The organism is Klebsiella sp. FDAARGOS_511, assembly GCF_003812845.1.
Taxonomy (GTDB): Bacteria; Pseudomonadota; Gammaproteobacteria; order Enterobacterales; family Enterobacteriaceae; genus Klebsiella; species Klebsiella grimontii.
The window spans coordinates 2,510,279-2,527,426 of the sequence record NZ_CP033824.1 but is presented as its reverse complement, the minus strand read 5'-3'; the positions used below and the strand labels follow the sequence as shown (position 1 = coordinate 2,527,426).

The following is a 17,148-nucleotide window of genomic DNA, read 5'->3' as shown; positions in this document are numbered from 1 at the left end:
TAACTCCATTCACTATGGCAGGAAATAAACCCTTCAACAAACCACAGACTGAACCCCGCGAGCGTGATTATCAGCTTGATGGGTTGAAGGTCCCGCCGCACTCGATTGAAGCGGAACAGTCGGTGTTGGGCGGTTTAATGCTGGATAACGAACGTTGGGACGATGTTGCCGAGCGCGTTGTTTCGGAAGATTTTTATACCCGTCCGCATCGCCATATTTTCACCGAAATGGCGCGTCTGCAGGAGTCGGGAAGCCCGATTGACCTGATTACGCTCGCGGAATCGCTGGAGCGTCAGGGTCAGTTGGACAGCGTCGGCGGCTTCGCCTATCTGGCCGAATTATCGAAAAATACGCCAAGCGCGGCGAATATTAGCGCCTATGCCGATATCGTTCGCGAACGCGCGGTCGTACGCGAAATGATCTCTGTGGCGAATGAAATCGCCGAAGCCGGCTTTGACCCCCAGGGCCGCACCAGCGAAGATCTGCTCGACCTCGCCGAATCCCGAGTCTTTAAAATCGCCGAAAGCCGCGCGAATAAAGACGAAGGGCCGAAGAATATCGCCGACGTGCTCGACGCCACCGTGGCGCGTATTGAGCAGCTGTTCCAGCAGCCGCATGACGGCGTCACCGGGGTAAATACCGGCTATGACGATCTCAACAAAAAGACCGCCGGTCTTCAGCCGTCGGACCTGATTATCGTTGCCGCGCGTCCGTCTATGGGTAAAACGACCTTTGCGATGAACCTCGTGGAAAACGCGGCGATGCTGCAGGATAAACCGGTACTCATCTTCAGTCTCGAGATGCCCTCGGAGCAGATTATGATGCGTTCTCTGGCCTCACTGTCGCGCGTTGACCAGACCCGCATTCGAACCGGCCAACTGGATGACGAAGACTGGGCGCGCATTTCCGGCACCATGGGGATCCTGCTGGAAAAGCGCAATATTTATATTGATGACTCCTCCGGCCTGACGCCGACGGAAGTGCGCTCCCGCGCGCGGCGTATTGCCCGCGAGCACGGGGGGATCGGACTTATCATGATCGACTACCTGCAGCTGATGCGCGTGCCGTCGCTCTCCGATAACCGTACGCTGGAAATCGCCGAAATTTCGCGCTCGCTCAAGGCGCTGGCGAAGGAGCTACAGGTGCCGGTGGTGGCGCTGTCGCAGCTTAACCGCTCGCTGGAACAGCGTGCGGACAAGCGCCCGGTGAACTCCGACCTGCGTGAATCCGGATCCATTGAGCAGGACGCCGACTTAATCATGTTTATCTACCGTGACGAGGTTTATCACGAGAACAGTGATTTAAAAGGCATCGCCGAAATTATTATTGGTAAACAGCGTAACGGCCCTATCGGGACGGTGCGCCTGACGTTTAACGGCCAGTGGTCGCGTTTTGATAATTATGCTGGGCCACAATACGACGACGAATAAATCTCCGTCATCCTTCATGCCGCAGATGCGTTGACTACGCTGTTCACCCCGGTCACTTAGTTTACTAAGCTTCCGGGGATTCTCAGGCTTGTCGCCTTCCTGCAACACGAAGGATTTAGGAGATTCTTTTATTAAGGAATTCAAATGCAAGCGGCAACTGTAGTCATTAACCGCCGCGCTCTGCGACACAACCTGCAACGTCTGCGTGAACTGGCGCCCGCCAGCAAACTGGTTGCGGTGGTGAAAGCGAACGCCTACGGACACGGTCTTCTTGAGACCGCGCGAACGCTCCCTGACGCCGATGCTTTTGGCGTCGCCCGTCTTGAAGAAGCTCTGCGCCTGCGCGCGGGCGGTATCGGCCAGCCGATTCTGCTGCTGGAGGGGTTCTTTGAGGCTGCCGACCTGGCGGTGATTTCCGCCCAGCGCCTGCACACGGCGGTACACAGCCCGGAACAGCTGGCGGCGCTGGAGGAAGCGGATTTACCCGAGCCGGTCACCGTATGGATGAAGCTGGATACCGGAATGCATCGATTAGGCGTTCTGCCTGAGCAGGCCGAAGCGTTTTATCAGCGTCTTAGCCAGTGTAAAAACGTCCGCCAGCCGGTCAACGTGGTCAGCCATTTTGCCCGTGCGGATGAGCCTGAGTGCGGGGCGACCGAACGTCAGCTGGACATCTTTACCACCTTCACGGAAGGGAAACCGGGACTGCGCTCTATCGCCGCATCCGGCGGTATATTGCTGTGGCCCCAGTCGCATTTCGACTGGGCGCGTCCGGGGATCATTCTCTACGGCGTGTCGCCGCTCGACGGTAGCTCTACCGGCGCGGACTTTGGCTGCCAGCCGGTGATGTCTCTGACCTCGAGCCTGATTGCGGTCCGCGAGCATAAAGCCGGGGAGCCGGTGGGCTACGGCGGAACCTGGATCAGCGAGCGTGATACGCGTTTAGGGGTGGTGGCGATGGGCTACGGTGACGGCTATCCGCGCGCTGCGCCGTCCGGGACCCCGGTGCTGGTCAACGGCCGCGAAGTGCCGATTGTGGGTCGCGTGGCGATGGATATGATTTGCGTCGATCTCGGGCCCGAAGCGCAGGATAAATCGGGCGACCCGGTGGTGCTGTGGGGCGAAGGCCTGCCCGTCGAGCGTATTGCCGAAATCACAAAAGTAAGTGCTTACGAACTTATTACCCGCCTGACTTCACGGGTATCAATGAAGTACGTGGATTGATTTCAGCCCGCGCTCTTTCCCCCGGTGGCGGCTGACGGCTTACCGGGGGGCTACGTATTTGCTACCGGCTGCGGGTCGGTAGCCAGGATAAGGCGTTTTAAGCCGCCATCCGGGATGGCTGGCAAACCCAGCCATCCGCCAACATCCTCTCGACCTTCTTTCACATCCGGTTTATTGTGTTATGACGAGCCCATGTAAACCTGGAGAAACATCCCGTGTTTCAGAAAGTTGACGCCTACGCTGGCGACCCCATTCTCTCCCTGATGGAGCGTTTCAAAGACGATCCGCGTAGTGACAAAGTAAATCTCAGCATCGGTCTTTATTACAACGAAGACGGCATTATTCCGCAGCTGCAGTCGGTTGCCGCAGCTGAGGCGCGCCTCAATGCCCAGCCGCATGGCGCCTCAGTCTATTTACCGATGGAAGGGCTGAACACCTATCGTCACGCTATCGCGCCGCTGCTGTTCGGTGCCGATCATCAGGTGCTGGCGCAAAATCGCGTGGCCTCCATTCAAACGCTGGGCGGTTCCGGCGCCCTGAAGGTGGGCGCTGATTTTCTGAAACGCTACTTCCCGGAGTCGCGTGTTTGGGTGAGCGACCCGACATGGGAAAACCACATCGCAATATTTGAAGGGGCAGGATTCGAAGTAAGTACTTACCCTTGGTTTGATGAGAAGACCAATGGCGTACGTTTCGCGGCGTTCCTGGAAAAACTCAATTCGCTAGCGGAGCGAGATATTGTGCTGCTGCATCCGTGCTGCCATAACCCAACGGGAGCCGATCTCAGCAACGCCCAGTGGGATCGGGTGGTTGAGGTACTGAAAGCGCGTAATTTGATTCCTTTCCTCGATATCGCCTATCAGGGCTTTGGCGCAGGAATGGAAGAGGATGCTTACGCAATCCGCGCCATTGCGAACGCCGGCATGCCAATGCTGGTCAGCAACTCGTTCTCAAAAATCTTCTCCCTGTACGGTGAGCGCGTTGGCGGGCTGTCAATCGTCTGTGAGGACGCTGAAACCGCGATTCGCGTGCTGGGGCAATTAAAAGCGACCGTACGTCGCAACTACTCCAGCCCACCGAACTTTGGCGCGCAGGTGGTTGCGGCGGTACTGAGCGACAGCGAGCTGAAAGCCTCATGGTTGGCGGAAGTGGAAGGGATGCGTACCCGTATTCTGGCCATGCGTCAGGAGCTGGTTAATGTGCTTAAAGATACGGTGCCGGGCGGTAATTTTGACTATCTTCTGAAGCAGCGCGGAATGTTTAGCTATACCGGGTTCAGCCCGGCCCAGGTCGACCGCCTGCGCGATGAGTTTGGCGTCTACCTGATTGCCAGCGGACGCATGTGCGTCGCGGGACTGAATTCACGCAACGTTCAGCGCGTGGCCCAGGCCTTTGCCGCGGTAATATAAATCCTTACAGACCGCTTTTGCCCTCGCCAACATTTTGGTGAGGGTCATTCCCTTCCTGAAGTGTGATCATTCTCTTTTTATATGACATCTGAGCAGAAAAACCTTCCTATCCGCCTCAGCGGGGGGTAAGGTCTGGGTGCATTAATAAGCGTACACATTATTGAAAACTATAACGATTCGATTATTTAGGGAAAAATATGCGCAAGATCACCCTGGCCTTTGGGGCCATCTGCTTACTGTTCACGCTAAATAGCTCCGTCGTTGCTCGCGCCTCCACGCCGCAGCCGCTGTGGACGGGCACCAATATGGCGAAACTCGCCGAACAGGCGCCGATCCATTGGGTTTCCGTGGCTCAGATTGAAAATAGCCTGCTGGGACGCCAGCCGATGGCCGTCGGCTTTGATATTGATGATACTGTCCTGTTCTCCAGTCCGGGCTTCTGGCGCGGGCAGAAAACCTATTCCCCCGGCAGCGATGATTACCTGAAAAATCCGGAGTTCTGGGAAAAAATGAACAACGGCTGGGATGAATTCAGCATGCCGAAAGAGGTGGCGCGCCAGCTGATTGCGATGCACGTGAAGCGTGGCGATAGCATCTATTTTGTCACCGGACGCAGCCAGACCAAAACCGAAACGGTATCAAAAACTCTGCAGGACGATTTTCTTATCCCGGCAGCGAACATGAACCCAGTTATTTTTGCCGGCGATAAGCCTGGTCAGAACACCAAAACGCAGTGGCTGCAGGAGAAGGGCATTAAAGTCTTCTACGGCGATTCAGATAACGATATTTCTGCCGCCCGTGAGGTTGGCGCCCGCGGTATCCGCATCCTGCGGGCATCCAACTCTTCCTATAAGCCGCTGCCAATGGCAGGCGCTCAGGGGGAAGAGGTGATTGTGAATTCAGAATATTAAGCTGACGACGGCTTAATTATGAATTGCTAAAACGGCAGCCAGCGCGCTGCCGTTTTTTTGTGCAAAATAGCGTACCAAAGGTTTTACCTTTTCGCTTATTGCTGCACACTTAGGAAGGTTCATTAGTAGAAGGAGTCGCCTATGTGGCATCAGCAAACCCTGACGTTAGGCCCAAAATCACGGGGCTTCCATCTGGTCACTGATGAAATTCTCGGTCAAATCCGCGAACTATCGCGGGTGAAAACGGGCCTGCTGCATATACTGCTCCAGCATACATCTGCTTCCCTGACGCTTAATGAAAACTGCGATCCGACCGTCCGTTACGATATGGAGCAGCATTTTCTTACTGCCGTACCGGATAACGCGCCGTATGAACACGATTATGAAGGTCCTGATGATATGCCCTCGCACATTAAGTCGTCGATGCTGGGCGTATCGCTGATGCTGCCCGTCCGGGATGGGCGCGTCAGGCTAGGGACCTGGCAGGGGATCTGGCTCGGGGAGCATCGTATTCATGGCGGATCGCGCCATATCATCGCGACGCTGATGGGGGAATAAAAATGACAATTTCGGATTTATTGCAGTACTGCATGGCCAAGCCGGGCGCGGAACAAAGCGTACATAGCGACTGGAAAGCGACGCAAATCAAAGCGGCTGACGTACTGTTTGCGATGATAAAAGAGGTAGAGGACAACCGGCCTGCGGTATCGTTAAAAACCAGCCCCGAGCTTGCAGAGCTGCTGAGGCAGCAGCATCGCGATGTGCGACCCAGCAAACATCTTAATAAAGCCCACTGGAGCACGGTGTTTCTTGACGGCTCCCTGCCTGATTCACAAATTTACTATCTGGTGGATGCGTCATATCAGCAGGCGCTTGATTCTCTTACTGAAAACAAGCGTAAGCTGTTGTCATAAAGCGATATTCAACCCAGCAGCGCCAGTAGCGTCATATCAAGCAGACGAAGCAGCGTGGACTGAAGATGCCTCTGCATGGCGATATGCGCGTTGTTGGCGCGAATGCGGGCAATATCGCGCTGCCCTTGCAGAAGCAGAACCAGGTCGTCATGGGTTAACCAGCCGCGCGCTTTCTCCTGTAATGCCTGGAGCATAAGCGTCCCGGCGTCGCGAATGTCGCTGTCGTCATCATGAACGATCGCTTGCATAAGCTGTAACCACTCTGCCGCATTCACGCCGGAGTCGGTTAACTGGGTACTTAACTCTTCTATGGTGGACATGCTCACCTTCCTGAACGCCGCTGTTCGCCGCTGATGGCCTGCTGGTAAAGATTTTCCGTTTGTTGCGTCAGAATCCCGGCCTCGAAGGGCGTTAGCGCAGTATCCTGGCTGGCTACGTGCCGGTACAGCCGCTGATAATTTTTCTCCAGCACGAGCAGATTATTCTGCCGTAGCGCATCGCTATCGCTTAACGCCAGGCTAAATTGCTGACGAATCTGGCGATCCTCTTGCCTGAGTAATTGTCGGTTGACCGGCGCGGCGGCCGCATCGCTGATGAACTGCAGATGAAGCTGTTCCAGCATCAGCAGTTGCTGATGAGCCGTGCTGCTGTAGCCGTCTACCCAGCTGCAGGCGGCTATCAAAAACAACGCTGCGGCGAGGGCCAGGCGATAAACTCCGGGCTGTAAATACATGATCCATCCTGCAATTTATGGCTGTGGTGCTATCTGATGACAGATGCCGTCCGGCTGCAAATCACAAAATATCAGTGGGAAAAAATGAGAGGAAATGGTGCCTCTTCCCGGGACGGAAAGAGGCAGATGAGATTACTTCAACATGGGCTTGAGGAAGCGAGCCGTATAGGAGGCCTCGCACTCGGCGACCGTTTCCGGCGTACCGGAAACGAGGATCTCTCCGCCGCCGCTTCCGCCTTCCGGCCCAAGGTCAACGATCCAGTCAGCCGTCTTGATGACGTCCAGGTTGTGCTCAATCACCACAATGGTATTGCCCTGGTCGCGGAGCTGATGCAGAACTTCCAGCAACTGTTGAATATCGGCAAAGTGCAGGCCGGTAGTCGGTTCATCAAGGATATACAGCGTTTGCCCGGTACCGCGTTTGGACAGCTCGCGCGCCAGCTTGACGCGCTGGGCCTCGCCGCCGGAGAGGGTGGTCGCTGACTGACCCAGACGAATATAGGTCAGGCCGACGTCCATCAGCGTTTGCAGCTTACGCGCCAGCGCCGGTACCGCATCGAAGAACTCACGCGCTTCTTCGATGGTCATATCCAGCACTTCATGAATCGTTTTGCCTTTGTACTTAATCTCCAGCGTTTCGCGGTTATAGCGCTTGCCTTTGCACTGGTCGCACGGCACGTAGATATCCGGCAGGAAGTGCATCTCGACTTTGATCACGCCGTCGCCCTGACACGCTTCACAGCGACCGCCGCGCACGTTAAAACTGAAGCGGCCCGGCGTGTAACCGCGCGAACGTGATTCAGGTACGCCGGCAAACAGTTCACGGACTGGCGTAAAGACGCCGGTGTAGGTGGCCGGGTTAGAACGCGGCGTACGGCCGATGGGGCTCTGGTCGATATCAATGACTTTGTCGAAATGTTCCAGCCCCTGCACGTCGCGGTACGGCGCCGGCTCGGCGATGGTGGCGCCGTTGAGCTGACGCTGGGCAATCGGAAACAGCGTGTCGTTGATCAGCGTGGATTTACCCGACCCGGAAACGCCGGTAATGCAGGTGAAGAGGCCCACCGGCAGCGTCAGCGTCACGTCTTTCAGGTTGTTTCCGCGCGCGCCGGACAACTTCAGCACTTTCTCCGGATTGGCGGGCACGCGCTGTTTCGGTACTTCGATTTTACGCTTGCCGCTCATGAACTGGCCGGTCAGCGATTCCGGTACCGCCATAATATCTTCCAGCTTGCCTTCAGCCACGACCTGACCACCGTGTACCCCGGCGCCCGGGCCGATATCGATAACGTGGTCGGCGGCGCGAATAGCGTCTTCATCGTGCTCAACGACGATCACGGTATTGCCGAGATTTCGCAGATGGATCAGGGTGCCCAGTAGGCGTTCGTTATCGCGCTGATGCAGGCCGATAGAGGGCTCATCCAGTACGTACATCACGCCCACCAGGCCCGCGCCGATCTGGCTGGCGAGGCGGATACGCTGCGCTTCGCCGCCTGAGAGGGTTTCCGCCGAACGGGAGAGCGTCAGGTAGTTCAGACCGACGTTAACGAGGAACTTCAGGCGATCGCCAATCTCTTTCAGGACTTTTTCAGCGATTTGCGCACGCTGGCCGGAGAGCTTCAGGTTGTTGAAGAAGTCCATCGCGTGGCCGATGCTCATGTCCGAGATGGTCGGCAGCGGGGTATTTTCCACGAAAACGTGCCGCGCTTCACGCTTCAGGCGGGTCCCTTCACAGCTGGTGCAGGGACGGTTGCTGATGAATTTCGCTAACTCTTCACGTACCGCGCTGGATTCCGTCTCTTTATAACGGCGCTCCATATTATGCAGCACACCTTCGAACGGATGGCGGCGCACCGAGGTGTCGCCGCGATCGTTCATATATTTGAATTCAATATTCTCTTTGCCTGAGCCATACAGGACCACTTTTTGTACGCTGCTATTCAGCGTGCCCCAGGGGGCTTCAACATCGAATTCATAGTGTTCCGCCAGCGACTTCAGCATCTGGAAGTAGTAAAAATTGCGCCGATCCCAGCCGCGAATCGCCCCGCCCGCCAGTGACAGCTCTGGGTTCTGAATGACGCGTTCCGGATCGAAATACTGCTGTACGCCGAGACCATCGCAGGTCGGGCAAGCACCAGCCGGGTTGTTGAAGGAGAACAGGCGCGGTTCCAGTTCGCGCATGCTGTAGCCGCAAATCGGGCAGGCGAAGTTGGCGGAAAACAACAGCTCTTCGGCTTTCGGATCGTCCATATTGGCGACGATAGCGGTGCCGCCCGACAGCTCCAGCGCGGTTTCAAAAGACTCGGCCAGGCGCGTGCTGAGATCGTCGCGTACCTTAAAGCGGTCAATCACCACTTCAATAGTGTGTTTCTTCTGCAGTTCCAGCTTTGGCGGATCGGAGAGATCGCAGACCTCGCCGTCGATTCTCGCGCGGATGTAGCCCTGCCCGGCGAGATTTTCCAGGGTTTTGTTATGCTCGCCTTTGCGCTCTTTAATGATCGGCGCCAGCAGCATCAGGCGCTGTCCTTCTGGCTGGGAGAGCACGTTATCGACCATCTGGCTCACGGTTTGCGCCGCCAGCGGGACGTCGTGATCCGGGCAGCGCGGCTCGCCGACGCGCGCGTACAGCAGACGCAGGTAGTCGTGAATTTCGGTAATGGTGCCTACCGTTGAACGGGGGTTGTGGGACGTTGATTTCTGTTCAATGGAAATCGCCGGCGACAGCCCTTCAATATGGTCGACGTCGGGCTTCTCCATCAGCGACAGGAACTGCCGCGCGTAGGCGGAGAGCGACTCAACGTAGCGACGCTGCCCTTCGGCATACAACGTGTCGAAAGCCAGTGAGGATTTGCCTGAACCCGAAAGCCCGGTGACGACAATGAGTTTGTCGCGCGGGATGACGAGGTTGATATTTTTGAGATTATGGGTGCGGGCGCCCCGAACTTCGATCTTATCCATTCACCTTTCCCGGTAGATACGCGGATTGCCTGGTTTGTTAGAAGGACAAACGGCAGAAACGGCTAATTATGACACAATTTAACCTGTTTGAATATACAGTATTGGAATGCATTTTCCGGTGGGGTGTGTAAAAATGTCGCACCGCGAGAGTTATCTGGAACCTACTTCCCAGCTATCAACATAGCACCTGGAAATGGTACACTCGCGCGTTTACACTATTAAGAAACGCATTCAGGAGACACAAACATGGCCAGCAGAGGCGTAAACAAGGTGATTCTCGTCGGTAATCTGGGCCAGGACCCGGAAGTACGCTACATGCCGAGTGGTGGCGCAGTTGCCAACATTACGCTGGCTACTTCCGAATCCTGGCGTGATAAAGCGACCGGTGAGATGAAAGAGCAGACCGAATGGCACCGCGTTGTGCTGTTCGGCAAACTGGCGGAAGTGGCCGGCGAGTATCTGCGTAAAGGTTCTCAGGTCTACATTGAAGGCCAGCTGCGTACGCGTAAATGGACTGATCAATCTGGTCAGGAAAAATACACCACTGAAGTTGTGGTTAACGTTGGCGGCACGATGCAAATGCTCGGCGGTCGTCAGCAGGGCGCGGGCGCCCCGGCAGGCGGCGGTCAGCAGCAGGGCGGTTGGGGTCAGCCTCAGCAGCCGCAGGGCGGAAACCAGTTCAGCGGCGGTGCGCAGTCTCGTCCGCAGCAGCAGGCTCCGGCAGCCCCTTCCAATGAGCCGCCGATGGACTTTGACGACGATATCCCGTTCTAATCGCGATTAGACGTTGTGAAGTCAGTTCCGAAAAAGCCCCTGACCGGGGCTTTTTCTATTTTAAAACGCAGGTTATCAGCGCTATTTCACTGCGAAGCGGGCGTGGCCGCAGCGGCTGGTACGGCTGGCGTCGCTGTCGCGGGCGGCAAGGCCGGATTTTTGGCGGCAGCTGTCGCCAGCTGCTTGCGCGCCATTTCATCCACAATCAGCCGGTAAGCGATGTAATATTTATAGATATTGCTGACATAGCTTACGGTCTCGGAACCGATCTTCTCGGCGGCCAGATATTCGACGTTGCCAAACCAGATGTTTGGGTCAAAACCGCGCTTTTTGGTATCCGCCCGCAGTCGGGCGATGCGCGCGGGGCCCGCATTATAAGAAGCGAATGAGAACAGCGCCTTATCAAGCTGGGTCATCGGTTCATCGCCATAGTAGCGGTCTATCATCCAGCGCATATATTTCACCCCAGCATGAATATTGGGATCGAGCTGCTTAATATCGCCGACGTTCAGCTCCCTGCCGGTGCCCGGCATCACCTGCATAACGCCAATTGCGCCGACGTGGCTACGAACCGACTGATTTAGCCGCGACTCCTGATAGCCCTGCGCCGCCATCAGCAGCCAGTCAACGTCGTAGCGATCGCCATATTTGCGGAAGATCTCCACCATGGTCAGAAATTTACGCCGCTCTTTTTGCGCTGCCGCGTTTTTAACGTATCGGGCATCCTTCAGGTAGCGCAGCAGAATCGTATTACCCAACTTGCTGCCCTGACGATTCTTGTTGATGAATTCATTAAGCAAGGCCAGCAGCTGCGGGCTGTTGTTGCGTACCGCCCAGCCGATATTGCCTTCGTTGCGCAGAATGATGTTTTGATGAACCTGAATTCTGGGGAAGACCTGCTTCCAGAACAGGGCCTTGTGGCGGTCGACGACGGTCAAGGGAATCAGGCCCGCGCTGAGCATCTCTATCAAATCTTCATCCTCCAGCGCTTCAGGCGCCGGTGTGATGGTGATAGGGGGCAAAGATTGCTGCGCAAAGCGCGCGTTGAGCGCGACCAGGCTCTCGTAATAGCTCGATGAGGTACGCACAAAGACCGTTTTACCGGAAAGCTGCTGCAGATTGTCCACTTTGGGGGAACCCGGGCCGGAAAGGAGCAGCTCCTGAACGTGAGAGTATATCGGCGCGGTAAAGGTCATCTCCTGCTGGCGAGCGGGGGTAATCGTCAGGTTGGCGGCGATAATATCCCCCTTACCAGCGTTAAGCGCGCTGATGAGCTGGTCGCGGGCAACCGGCACAAAGATGATACGGACCTTAAGATGACGATGTTTGAGCTTTTTCTCCTTCGCCAGGCTTTGGTTAAGGCTACGCTCAAACTCCATAAAAATATCGTGCGTGGCGCCGCGCTGAGTGCCTTTGTTAATAAAGAAAAAGGTTTTGCTGAAGGTGGTTAATACGCGAATAGTTCGCCGGTCGAGCATGCCGGGTAAATCTCCCTTCCATGGTTGTAGCATATCGTCAACGTTGACCTCCAGAGCCTCGCGTTCTTCTGGCTCTGACAGTTTGTTCTCAGTGGCGGCGTAAACGGAGGTGAAGCATAGCAGGGCGGCAAGGCATGCGAGCCCACCGACAAGGTATCGATAGAACGATGAAGTGTTCATGGTGCGGTGCTCCGCAGGGGGATTTTCTTATTTTAGTCAATTCCACGCCGTTAGCATGCCCGGCGATCGAGAATGTCGGTCGGTTAATCAGCTATTTTATTAATTAACAGGCTCAGTATTTATAGTGGAGTAATAAAGAAATAGATGTCAGTAATTATGGAAATAATATGATCAGATTGTGTTTTTTTTGGTGTGGATATATTTTAATTATTTAAAGTGCTAATAAGAAATAAGCGCAAATAATTATTTCATTTTTTTGTTTTTATTGGATTATTTAAATTTATTGGTGTGATGCATAGTTATCTACTTGATAATACATCTCATTTCTAATAACGTTGTGTGGCACAATACTCCTATTACTGCTGTTGGGCAAATGCTATCAAAGAATAGCACGGTGCGTTTATTTCTTCATTTTTGCCAAAGTAAAAAATCTATTTTGGCCGATCATTATTTATTGCTGTTCCGCTATTTAAGCTGGAGGGCCCGGCTACGCCAAAAGCAGAGATACTGCGCTTGCATGAAAGTCATTGCCGTTGTTTATCTGGCTGATGAAGAAGACGCGCCCCGACAGCTAAAAAGAAAAACAGGGCATATTCCATGAAACACGATTCATACTACTCGCTGGCCGTGCTGATCCCGATGGTCATCTGGGGAGGGACGCTGCCGGTTCAGGCCGCTGATGGCAGCACGCCAGACGATATGAAGAAATCTGAAACGGCTGCGGGAAATGATGATGAAACGATGGTGGTTACCGCGGCGGCGCCACCTATAGCGCCAATGACTATTTTGCCAGCGTTGGCTGGAGCTATAACAACCTCGATCGCGGCTTCTTCCCGCGCGCGGGGAATAAAAGCAGCCTGACCGCCAAGGTTACCGTGCCCGGTTCGGATAACAGCTATTACAAAGTCACTTTCGATACCACCCAATATATGCCGCTGACCGAGAGCAAAAGCTGGGTGTGGATGGAGCACCTGCGAGCGGGCTATGCCGATGGGCTAAACGGCAAATCGGTACCGTTTTATGATAATTTTTATGCCGGCGGATCGTCGTCGGTTCGCGGTTTTTCGTCGAATACGATTGGCCCAAAAGCGGCTTATTATCGTTGTAATGGCTCTGAAAGCAGCTACAGCGCCTGTCAGCTGGACTCATCATCCGATGCGGTTGGCGGTAACGCGATGGCGGTGCTGAACAGCGAGTTTATTGTGCCGACGCCGTTTGTGAATGACAAATACGCCGACAGCCTGCGGACGTCGCTATTCCTCGATGCCGGTACGGTATGGAGCACCTCCTGGCAAAATACCGGCCAGACGCTGGCGGCCGGGATCCCTGACTATGGCGATCCGTCGCATATCCGGATGTCTGTCGGGATTGCGGTGCAGTGGATGTCGCCGCCAGGCCCGCTGGTATTCTCTGGGCCGAGCCGTTTAAAAAATACGATGGGGATAAAGCCGAGCAGTTTCAGTTTAATATCGGCAAAACCTGGTAATCCCCCAGGTGATTATTTTTCGAGTCGTTCAGTCTCTTTCTGCTTAATGCAAAAATAACACTACAGGCTATCGATTCTGATGGCCTGTAATTTATTGTCAGTATGTTTTAATTTATGTATAGGCCTGCGCGCATTTTTTTGGCTATTATGGCTAATCATTCATTATTAGATCGCCATATTCATGGTAAGCCTTATTGAGTATCAGTAATGTTGAGAATTGTCTAATATCAAATTATTCGGCGACAACCTTGCGGGTAGCAATGATGGATGCTATCAATATATAGAGTCATTTATCAGCAATGCCTGCAAGGATAAAAAATGAAATGGACTATTCATAATACGCTTGTGTGCCCGTATTCCGGCGTGGCTTTCTCTTCGATTTCCAGCCTGCGTTTTTTAAAATTTATTCTTTGGTATGAAGCTGACATTTTGTTGCTGCCGGGAGAGTCGATGAAGCTCTATTCGTCTGGCGTGTTAATTAACGAGCAGTATCACGCGATAAGGGTTTATAACGTTACGCGATACGACGAGACGCAATGGGATAAATTACGTGAGCGGCCCTCCTGTCCCTACCAGTCTACCGCCACGGCGGCGGCGTCCTGTGCTTACCAGGCGCACTGCGCGATAAAGCGCTGCCCGAACGATTTTTCTCGCGGAGCGCCAGAGCAGGCTTCCGGACGGCGCGACGTCGGTCAGCGGATGCGCTAAAACCTGGCGGCTATGTTGCCATGGCTGCGGTTTATGCCGGTGATATATTTATGCTGTCGCAGAGGGGGAAATTGCTGCGCACCTGTCCAGGCCAGGGAGTGACTGCCCGGTCAGGTGCACCGGCGCCCGGCCAGGGCGGGCGGACATCAGGTCATCATCATCGGCCATTCCGGCGGGGTCTGACTCATGACTTCAATCATCACGTCCTTGATATTACCCCAGATTTTCGCCACGTCCAGCAGCGTGATACCTAACAGACCGGTGGCGAACCAGCAGGCCGCAGCCAGGCCCATACAGCTACAAATCACCGCTAAACCGGCATAATCGCTTTTACGTAGCTGAATGTTTAACGAGCTGGCCAGAAACATCAGCACTGCGCTCACGAGCGGCCAGCGCAAAAGTACGACACTGGTAGTAATGGAAGCCATCAACCTATCCTCAACGAAATTTGGCAGCCTTTGACAACCGGGTGAGACTGACGATGGTACGGTCTTCTGGTCATCTTCAGGCAAACAAGAATGTAATGAAACAACGTTTTTTTTTCATTAACTAATGTGAACTATATCACACTTGTTCTTTTATTGACCAGCCTAAAAAAGGTCTTTTATTGCGCCTTATAACCATTCTAATGATGTGGTTAATGGCGAGGGGGAGGATTGTTCTTTCAGCGTGAAGGCCGATTATAAGTGATTCCCGGCGACTTTTCTTTTTTATATAGGTTTATGTTCTACGGATTTTATTACTTATTCCGGCTAATTATACGGATAAACCGAATAACATAGTGGAGCTAATCTCATTCTGTTGAGAATGTTTCTCCAGACTTCTATAAGCCAGTATTATTCATAATTCATCGTCATGAGGTTTTTACGTCAAAGCATGTGTTGCTGAGATGCCCTAATTCATATCACAGTAAGCAGAGTCGTCGGGGCAGCTCACCTTGATTAAGGCGTATCGCATGGATAAGAAGCGGAAATGAATCATAGCGCGCCACGTAAGGCGTTGAGAATATTTGGCATCGTGTTAGTCATTCTGCTACCGGTGCTGCTGGCGTTGTGGTTTGCGCAGATACGCGCCAAAGCGGAAACCGGCGATCAGCTGCGGTTGTTTTCTCGGCTGGCGTTGCAAAAAACGGAGTTAGTGATTCATGAGGCCGACGAAGCGCGGGATAAAGCCCGTTTGTATCAGGGAGAGATATGTTCACCGCAACATCAGCAATATCTGCTCGGGATTGTTCGCGGTCTGCTCTATATCGACGATTTAATCTACGCCAACGGCACCCATTTTTTCTGCTCCACCTCGGTACGCCGCCCGACGGGGTGGCGGATTCCGGCTGCAACCTATACCAAAAAGCCGGATATCGCGATTTACTACTACCGCGAAACGCCTTTCTACCCAGACTACGCGATGAACTATATGCAGCGCGGTAACTATGTGGTGGTGGTGAATCCGCTTTCATATAGCGCGTTGATAACCAGCGACCGCAACCTCGCCTGGGGCGTTTTCGACACTAAAACCCGGCAGTTTTTTTCCGTCAGCAAGAATGCCGATCCCGCTGAGCTGCATCGTCTGATTCGTGCTGAAGAGGCTTTATTTCATCAGGATGGTCGCGTTTATACCATCGCTCATTCCAGCGTTCGCCCGATAGCCGTTATTATGTCGACCTCGCGCGTCAGCTATTTTCAGAATTTTTATAACCAGGTCACGTTGACGTTACCGCTGGGGCTGATTTGCAGCGTATTGCTTTTACTGGTGTGGTCGCGCACCCGGCAGCAGTACCACTCTCCGCGCAAGATGCTGCAGCGGGCGTTGAGTCGGCGCCAGCTGTGCCTGCACTATCAGCCGGTTATCGATATTAAAAATAACCGCTGCGTCGGCACCGAAGCATTATTGCGCTGGCCGGGCTTTGATGGCCCGATGATGAGCCCGGCGGAGTTTATTCCACTGGCGGAAAACGAAGGGATGATCGCGCAGGTCACCGATTATGTGATAGAAGAGGTTTTTGCCGATCTTGGCGAGTTTCTGGCACGGCAGCCGCATCTGTACGTAGCGATTAACCTTTCCGCTTCCGATTTCCATTCCGCTCGCCTGATTGAGAACATCAACGAGAAGCTCCGCCGCTACGCGGTCAAGGCGGAACAAATTAAAATTGAAGTGACCGAACGCGGGTTTATCGACGTGGCGAAAACGACGCCGGTGATTCAGGCGTTCCGCGAGGCGGGATATGAAATCGCCATTGATGATTTCGGTACCGGGTACTCCAACCTGAACAACCTCCATGCGCTCAACGTCGATGTCCTCAAGATTGATAAATCTTTTGTCGACATGCTGACGAGCAACAGCACCAGCCACATGATTGCTGAGCATATTATCCAGATGGCGAACAGCCTGCGCTTAAAAATCGTGGCTGAAGGCGTCGAAACGGCAGGGCAGGTCGCATGGCTCCAAAAGCGCGGCGTGCAATACTGCCAGGGATGGCACTTTGCGAAAGCGATGCCACCGCAGGAGTTCATGCAGTGGCTGGCGAATGACCGCATCAGCCTCTGCCCTTATCAGCAGCCTTATCAGGCCGAAATTTGATGGCGATAGGCGGTAGGCGTACGGTCAAATTCGCGGCGGAACACCCGCGAGAAAGTCTGCTGCGACACGTAGCCGAGATCCATCGCGATATCAAAAATAGGACGCTGGGTGGTTCTTAGCGCTTCCGCGGCGAGCAGCAGGCGGCGCTGGCGAATGTAATCTCCCAGCGTTTGATGCATCACGGCGCGGAACATCCGCTGCAGATACCATTTCGAGTATCCCGATTTTCTGGCGACTATATCAATGTTAAGTGGTTGATCGATATGTTCATCAATCCATTCAATAAGCGTTTGGATAATATCCTGATGGGACATAAAGCGGCCTCTCTCAATTCTCGATTCGTCGTTTTGTCTGCGGGCGAGTATA

The 17,148-nt window shown here is 54.0% G+C and carries 16 protein-coding genes and 1 pseudogene; 11 read left to right on the top strand and 6 right to left on the bottom strand.

What is annotated here, in order from left to right:
- Positions 1-14: 14 nt before the first annotated feature.
- The 6 genes from dnaB (at position 15) to EGY08_RS13125 (ending at position 5,888) form a co-directional block, all read left to right on the top strand.
- Positions 15-1,430: a replicative DNA helicase gene (gene dnaB, locus EGY08_RS13150; protein WP_004097788.1), complete on the top strand. Its 1,416-nt coding sequence runs from the start codon at positions 15-17 to the stop codon at positions 1,428-1,430.
- Positions 1,431-1,574: 144 nt separating this feature from the next.
- On the top strand, positions 1,575-2,654 hold the full coding sequence (alr, locus tag EGY08_RS13145) for an alanine racemase (protein ID WP_004127814.1): 1,080 nt from the start codon (positions 1,575-1,577) through the stop codon (positions 2,652-2,654).
- A 215-nt stretch (positions 2,655-2,869) separates the two neighbouring features.
- On the top strand, positions 2,870-4,063 hold the full coding sequence (gene tyrB, locus EGY08_RS13140) for an aromatic amino acid transaminase (RefSeq protein ID WP_004127815.1): 1,194 nt from the start codon (positions 2,870-2,872) through the stop codon (positions 4,061-4,063).
- A gap of 197 nt (positions 4,064-4,260) precedes the next feature.
- Positions 4,261-4,974 carry an acid phosphatase AphA gene (gene aphA / locus EGY08_RS13135; RefSeq protein WP_004127818.1) on the top strand — a complete coding sequence of 238 codons (714 nt, stop codon included), beginning with the start codon at positions 4,261-4,263 and terminating at the stop codon, positions 4,972-4,974.
- Between the two features lie 141 nt (positions 4,975-5,115).
- Positions 5,116-5,532, top strand: a complete 417-nt coding sequence (locus EGY08_RS13130) for a secondary thiamine-phosphate synthase enzyme YjbQ (RefSeq protein ID WP_004127820.1) — start codon at positions 5,116-5,118, stop codon at positions 5,530-5,532.
- A gap of 2 nt (positions 5,533-5,534) precedes the next feature.
- Positions 5,535-5,888 carry an MmcQ/YjbR family DNA-binding protein gene (locus tag EGY08_RS13125; protein ID WP_004127822.1) on the top strand — a complete coding sequence of 118 codons (354 nt, stop codon included), beginning with the start codon at positions 5,535-5,537 and terminating at the stop codon, positions 5,886-5,888.
- A gap of 8 nt (positions 5,889-5,896) precedes the next feature.
- Here EGY08_RS13125 and EGY08_RS13120 read toward each other — a convergent pair whose 3' ends face one another.
- From EGY08_RS13120 to uvrA, 3 genes are all read right to left on the bottom strand, one after another.
- Complete coding sequence (locus tag EGY08_RS13120; protein WP_004127824.1) at positions 5,897-6,208, bottom strand: hypothetical protein; 312 nt, start codon at positions 6,206-6,208, stop codon at positions 5,897-5,899.
- Between the two features lie 2 nt (positions 6,209-6,210).
- The gene (locus tag EGY08_RS13115) at positions 6,211-6,621 is read right to left on the bottom strand and encodes a hypothetical protein (protein ID WP_004127825.1); all 411 of its coding nucleotides are present in this window, start codon (positions 6,619-6,621) and stop codon (positions 6,211-6,213) included.
- A gap of 132 nt (positions 6,622-6,753) precedes the next feature.
- Positions 6,754-9,579 carry an excinuclease ABC subunit UvrA gene (uvrA, locus tag EGY08_RS13110; protein ID WP_004097797.1) on the bottom strand — a complete coding sequence of 942 codons (2,826 nt, stop codon included), beginning with the start codon at positions 9,577-9,579 and terminating at the stop codon, positions 6,754-6,756.
- Positions 9,580-9,825: 246 nt separating this feature from the next.
- Between uvrA and ssb1 the strand changes: the two genes are divergently transcribed.
- A complete protein-coding gene (gene ssb1, locus EGY08_RS13100; protein ID WP_004097799.1) occupies positions 9,826-10,353 on the top strand; it encodes a single-stranded DNA-binding protein SSB1 in 528 nt (175 codons plus the stop codon).
- 86 nt (positions 10,354-10,439) lie between these two features.
- Here ssb1 and EGY08_RS13095 read toward each other — a convergent pair whose 3' ends face one another.
- A complete protein-coding gene (locus tag EGY08_RS13095; RefSeq protein ID WP_004127827.1) occupies positions 10,440-12,011 on the bottom strand; it encodes a lytic transglycosylase F in 1,572 nt (523 codons plus the stop codon).
- Positions 12,012-12,608: 597 nt separating this feature from the next.
- On the opposite strand from EGY08_RS13095, the gene EGY08_RS13090 reads away from it, so the two are divergent.
- From EGY08_RS13090 to iraM, 3 genes and pseudogenes are all read left to right on the top strand, one after another.
- On the top strand, positions 12,609-12,872 hold the full coding sequence (locus tag EGY08_RS13090) for a hypothetical protein (protein WP_004127830.1): 264 nt from the start codon (positions 12,609-12,611) through the stop codon (positions 12,870-12,872).
- Positions 12,770-13,497 (top strand): annotated as a pseudogene (locus tag EGY08_RS13085) (BamA/TamA family outer membrane protein); the annotation flags it as partial. The gene EGY08_RS13090 and the pseudogene EGY08_RS13085, both read left to right, overlap by 103 nt.
- A gap of 318 nt (positions 13,498-13,815) precedes the next feature.
- Entirely contained in the window at positions 13,816-14,205 is a 390-nt protein-coding gene (gene iraM, locus EGY08_RS13080) for an anti-adapter protein IraM (protein ID WP_049115948.1), read from the top strand.
- 146 nt (positions 14,206-14,351) lie between these two features.
- Here iraM and EGY08_RS13075 read toward each other — a convergent pair whose 3' ends face one another.
- Complete coding sequence (locus EGY08_RS13075) at positions 14,352-14,633, bottom strand: YjcB family protein (protein WP_004097808.1); 282 nt, start codon at positions 14,631-14,633, stop codon at positions 14,352-14,354.
- Between the two features lie 544 nt (positions 14,634-15,177).
- Between EGY08_RS13075 and EGY08_RS13070 the strand changes: the two genes are divergently transcribed.
- Entirely contained in the window at positions 15,178-16,782 is a 1,605-nt protein-coding gene (locus tag EGY08_RS13070; RefSeq protein ID WP_123828568.1) for an EAL domain-containing protein, read from the top strand.
- Here the strand turns inward: EGY08_RS13070 and soxS are convergent.
- Positions 16,767-17,096, bottom strand: a complete 330-nt coding sequence (gene soxS, locus EGY08_RS13065) for a superoxide response transcriptional regulator SoxS (RefSeq protein WP_004097813.1) — start codon at positions 17,094-17,096, stop codon at positions 16,767-16,769. The two genes, EGY08_RS13070 and soxS, sit on opposite strands and share 16 nt — an antisense overlap.
- Positions 17,097-17,148: the final 52 nt, after the last annotated feature.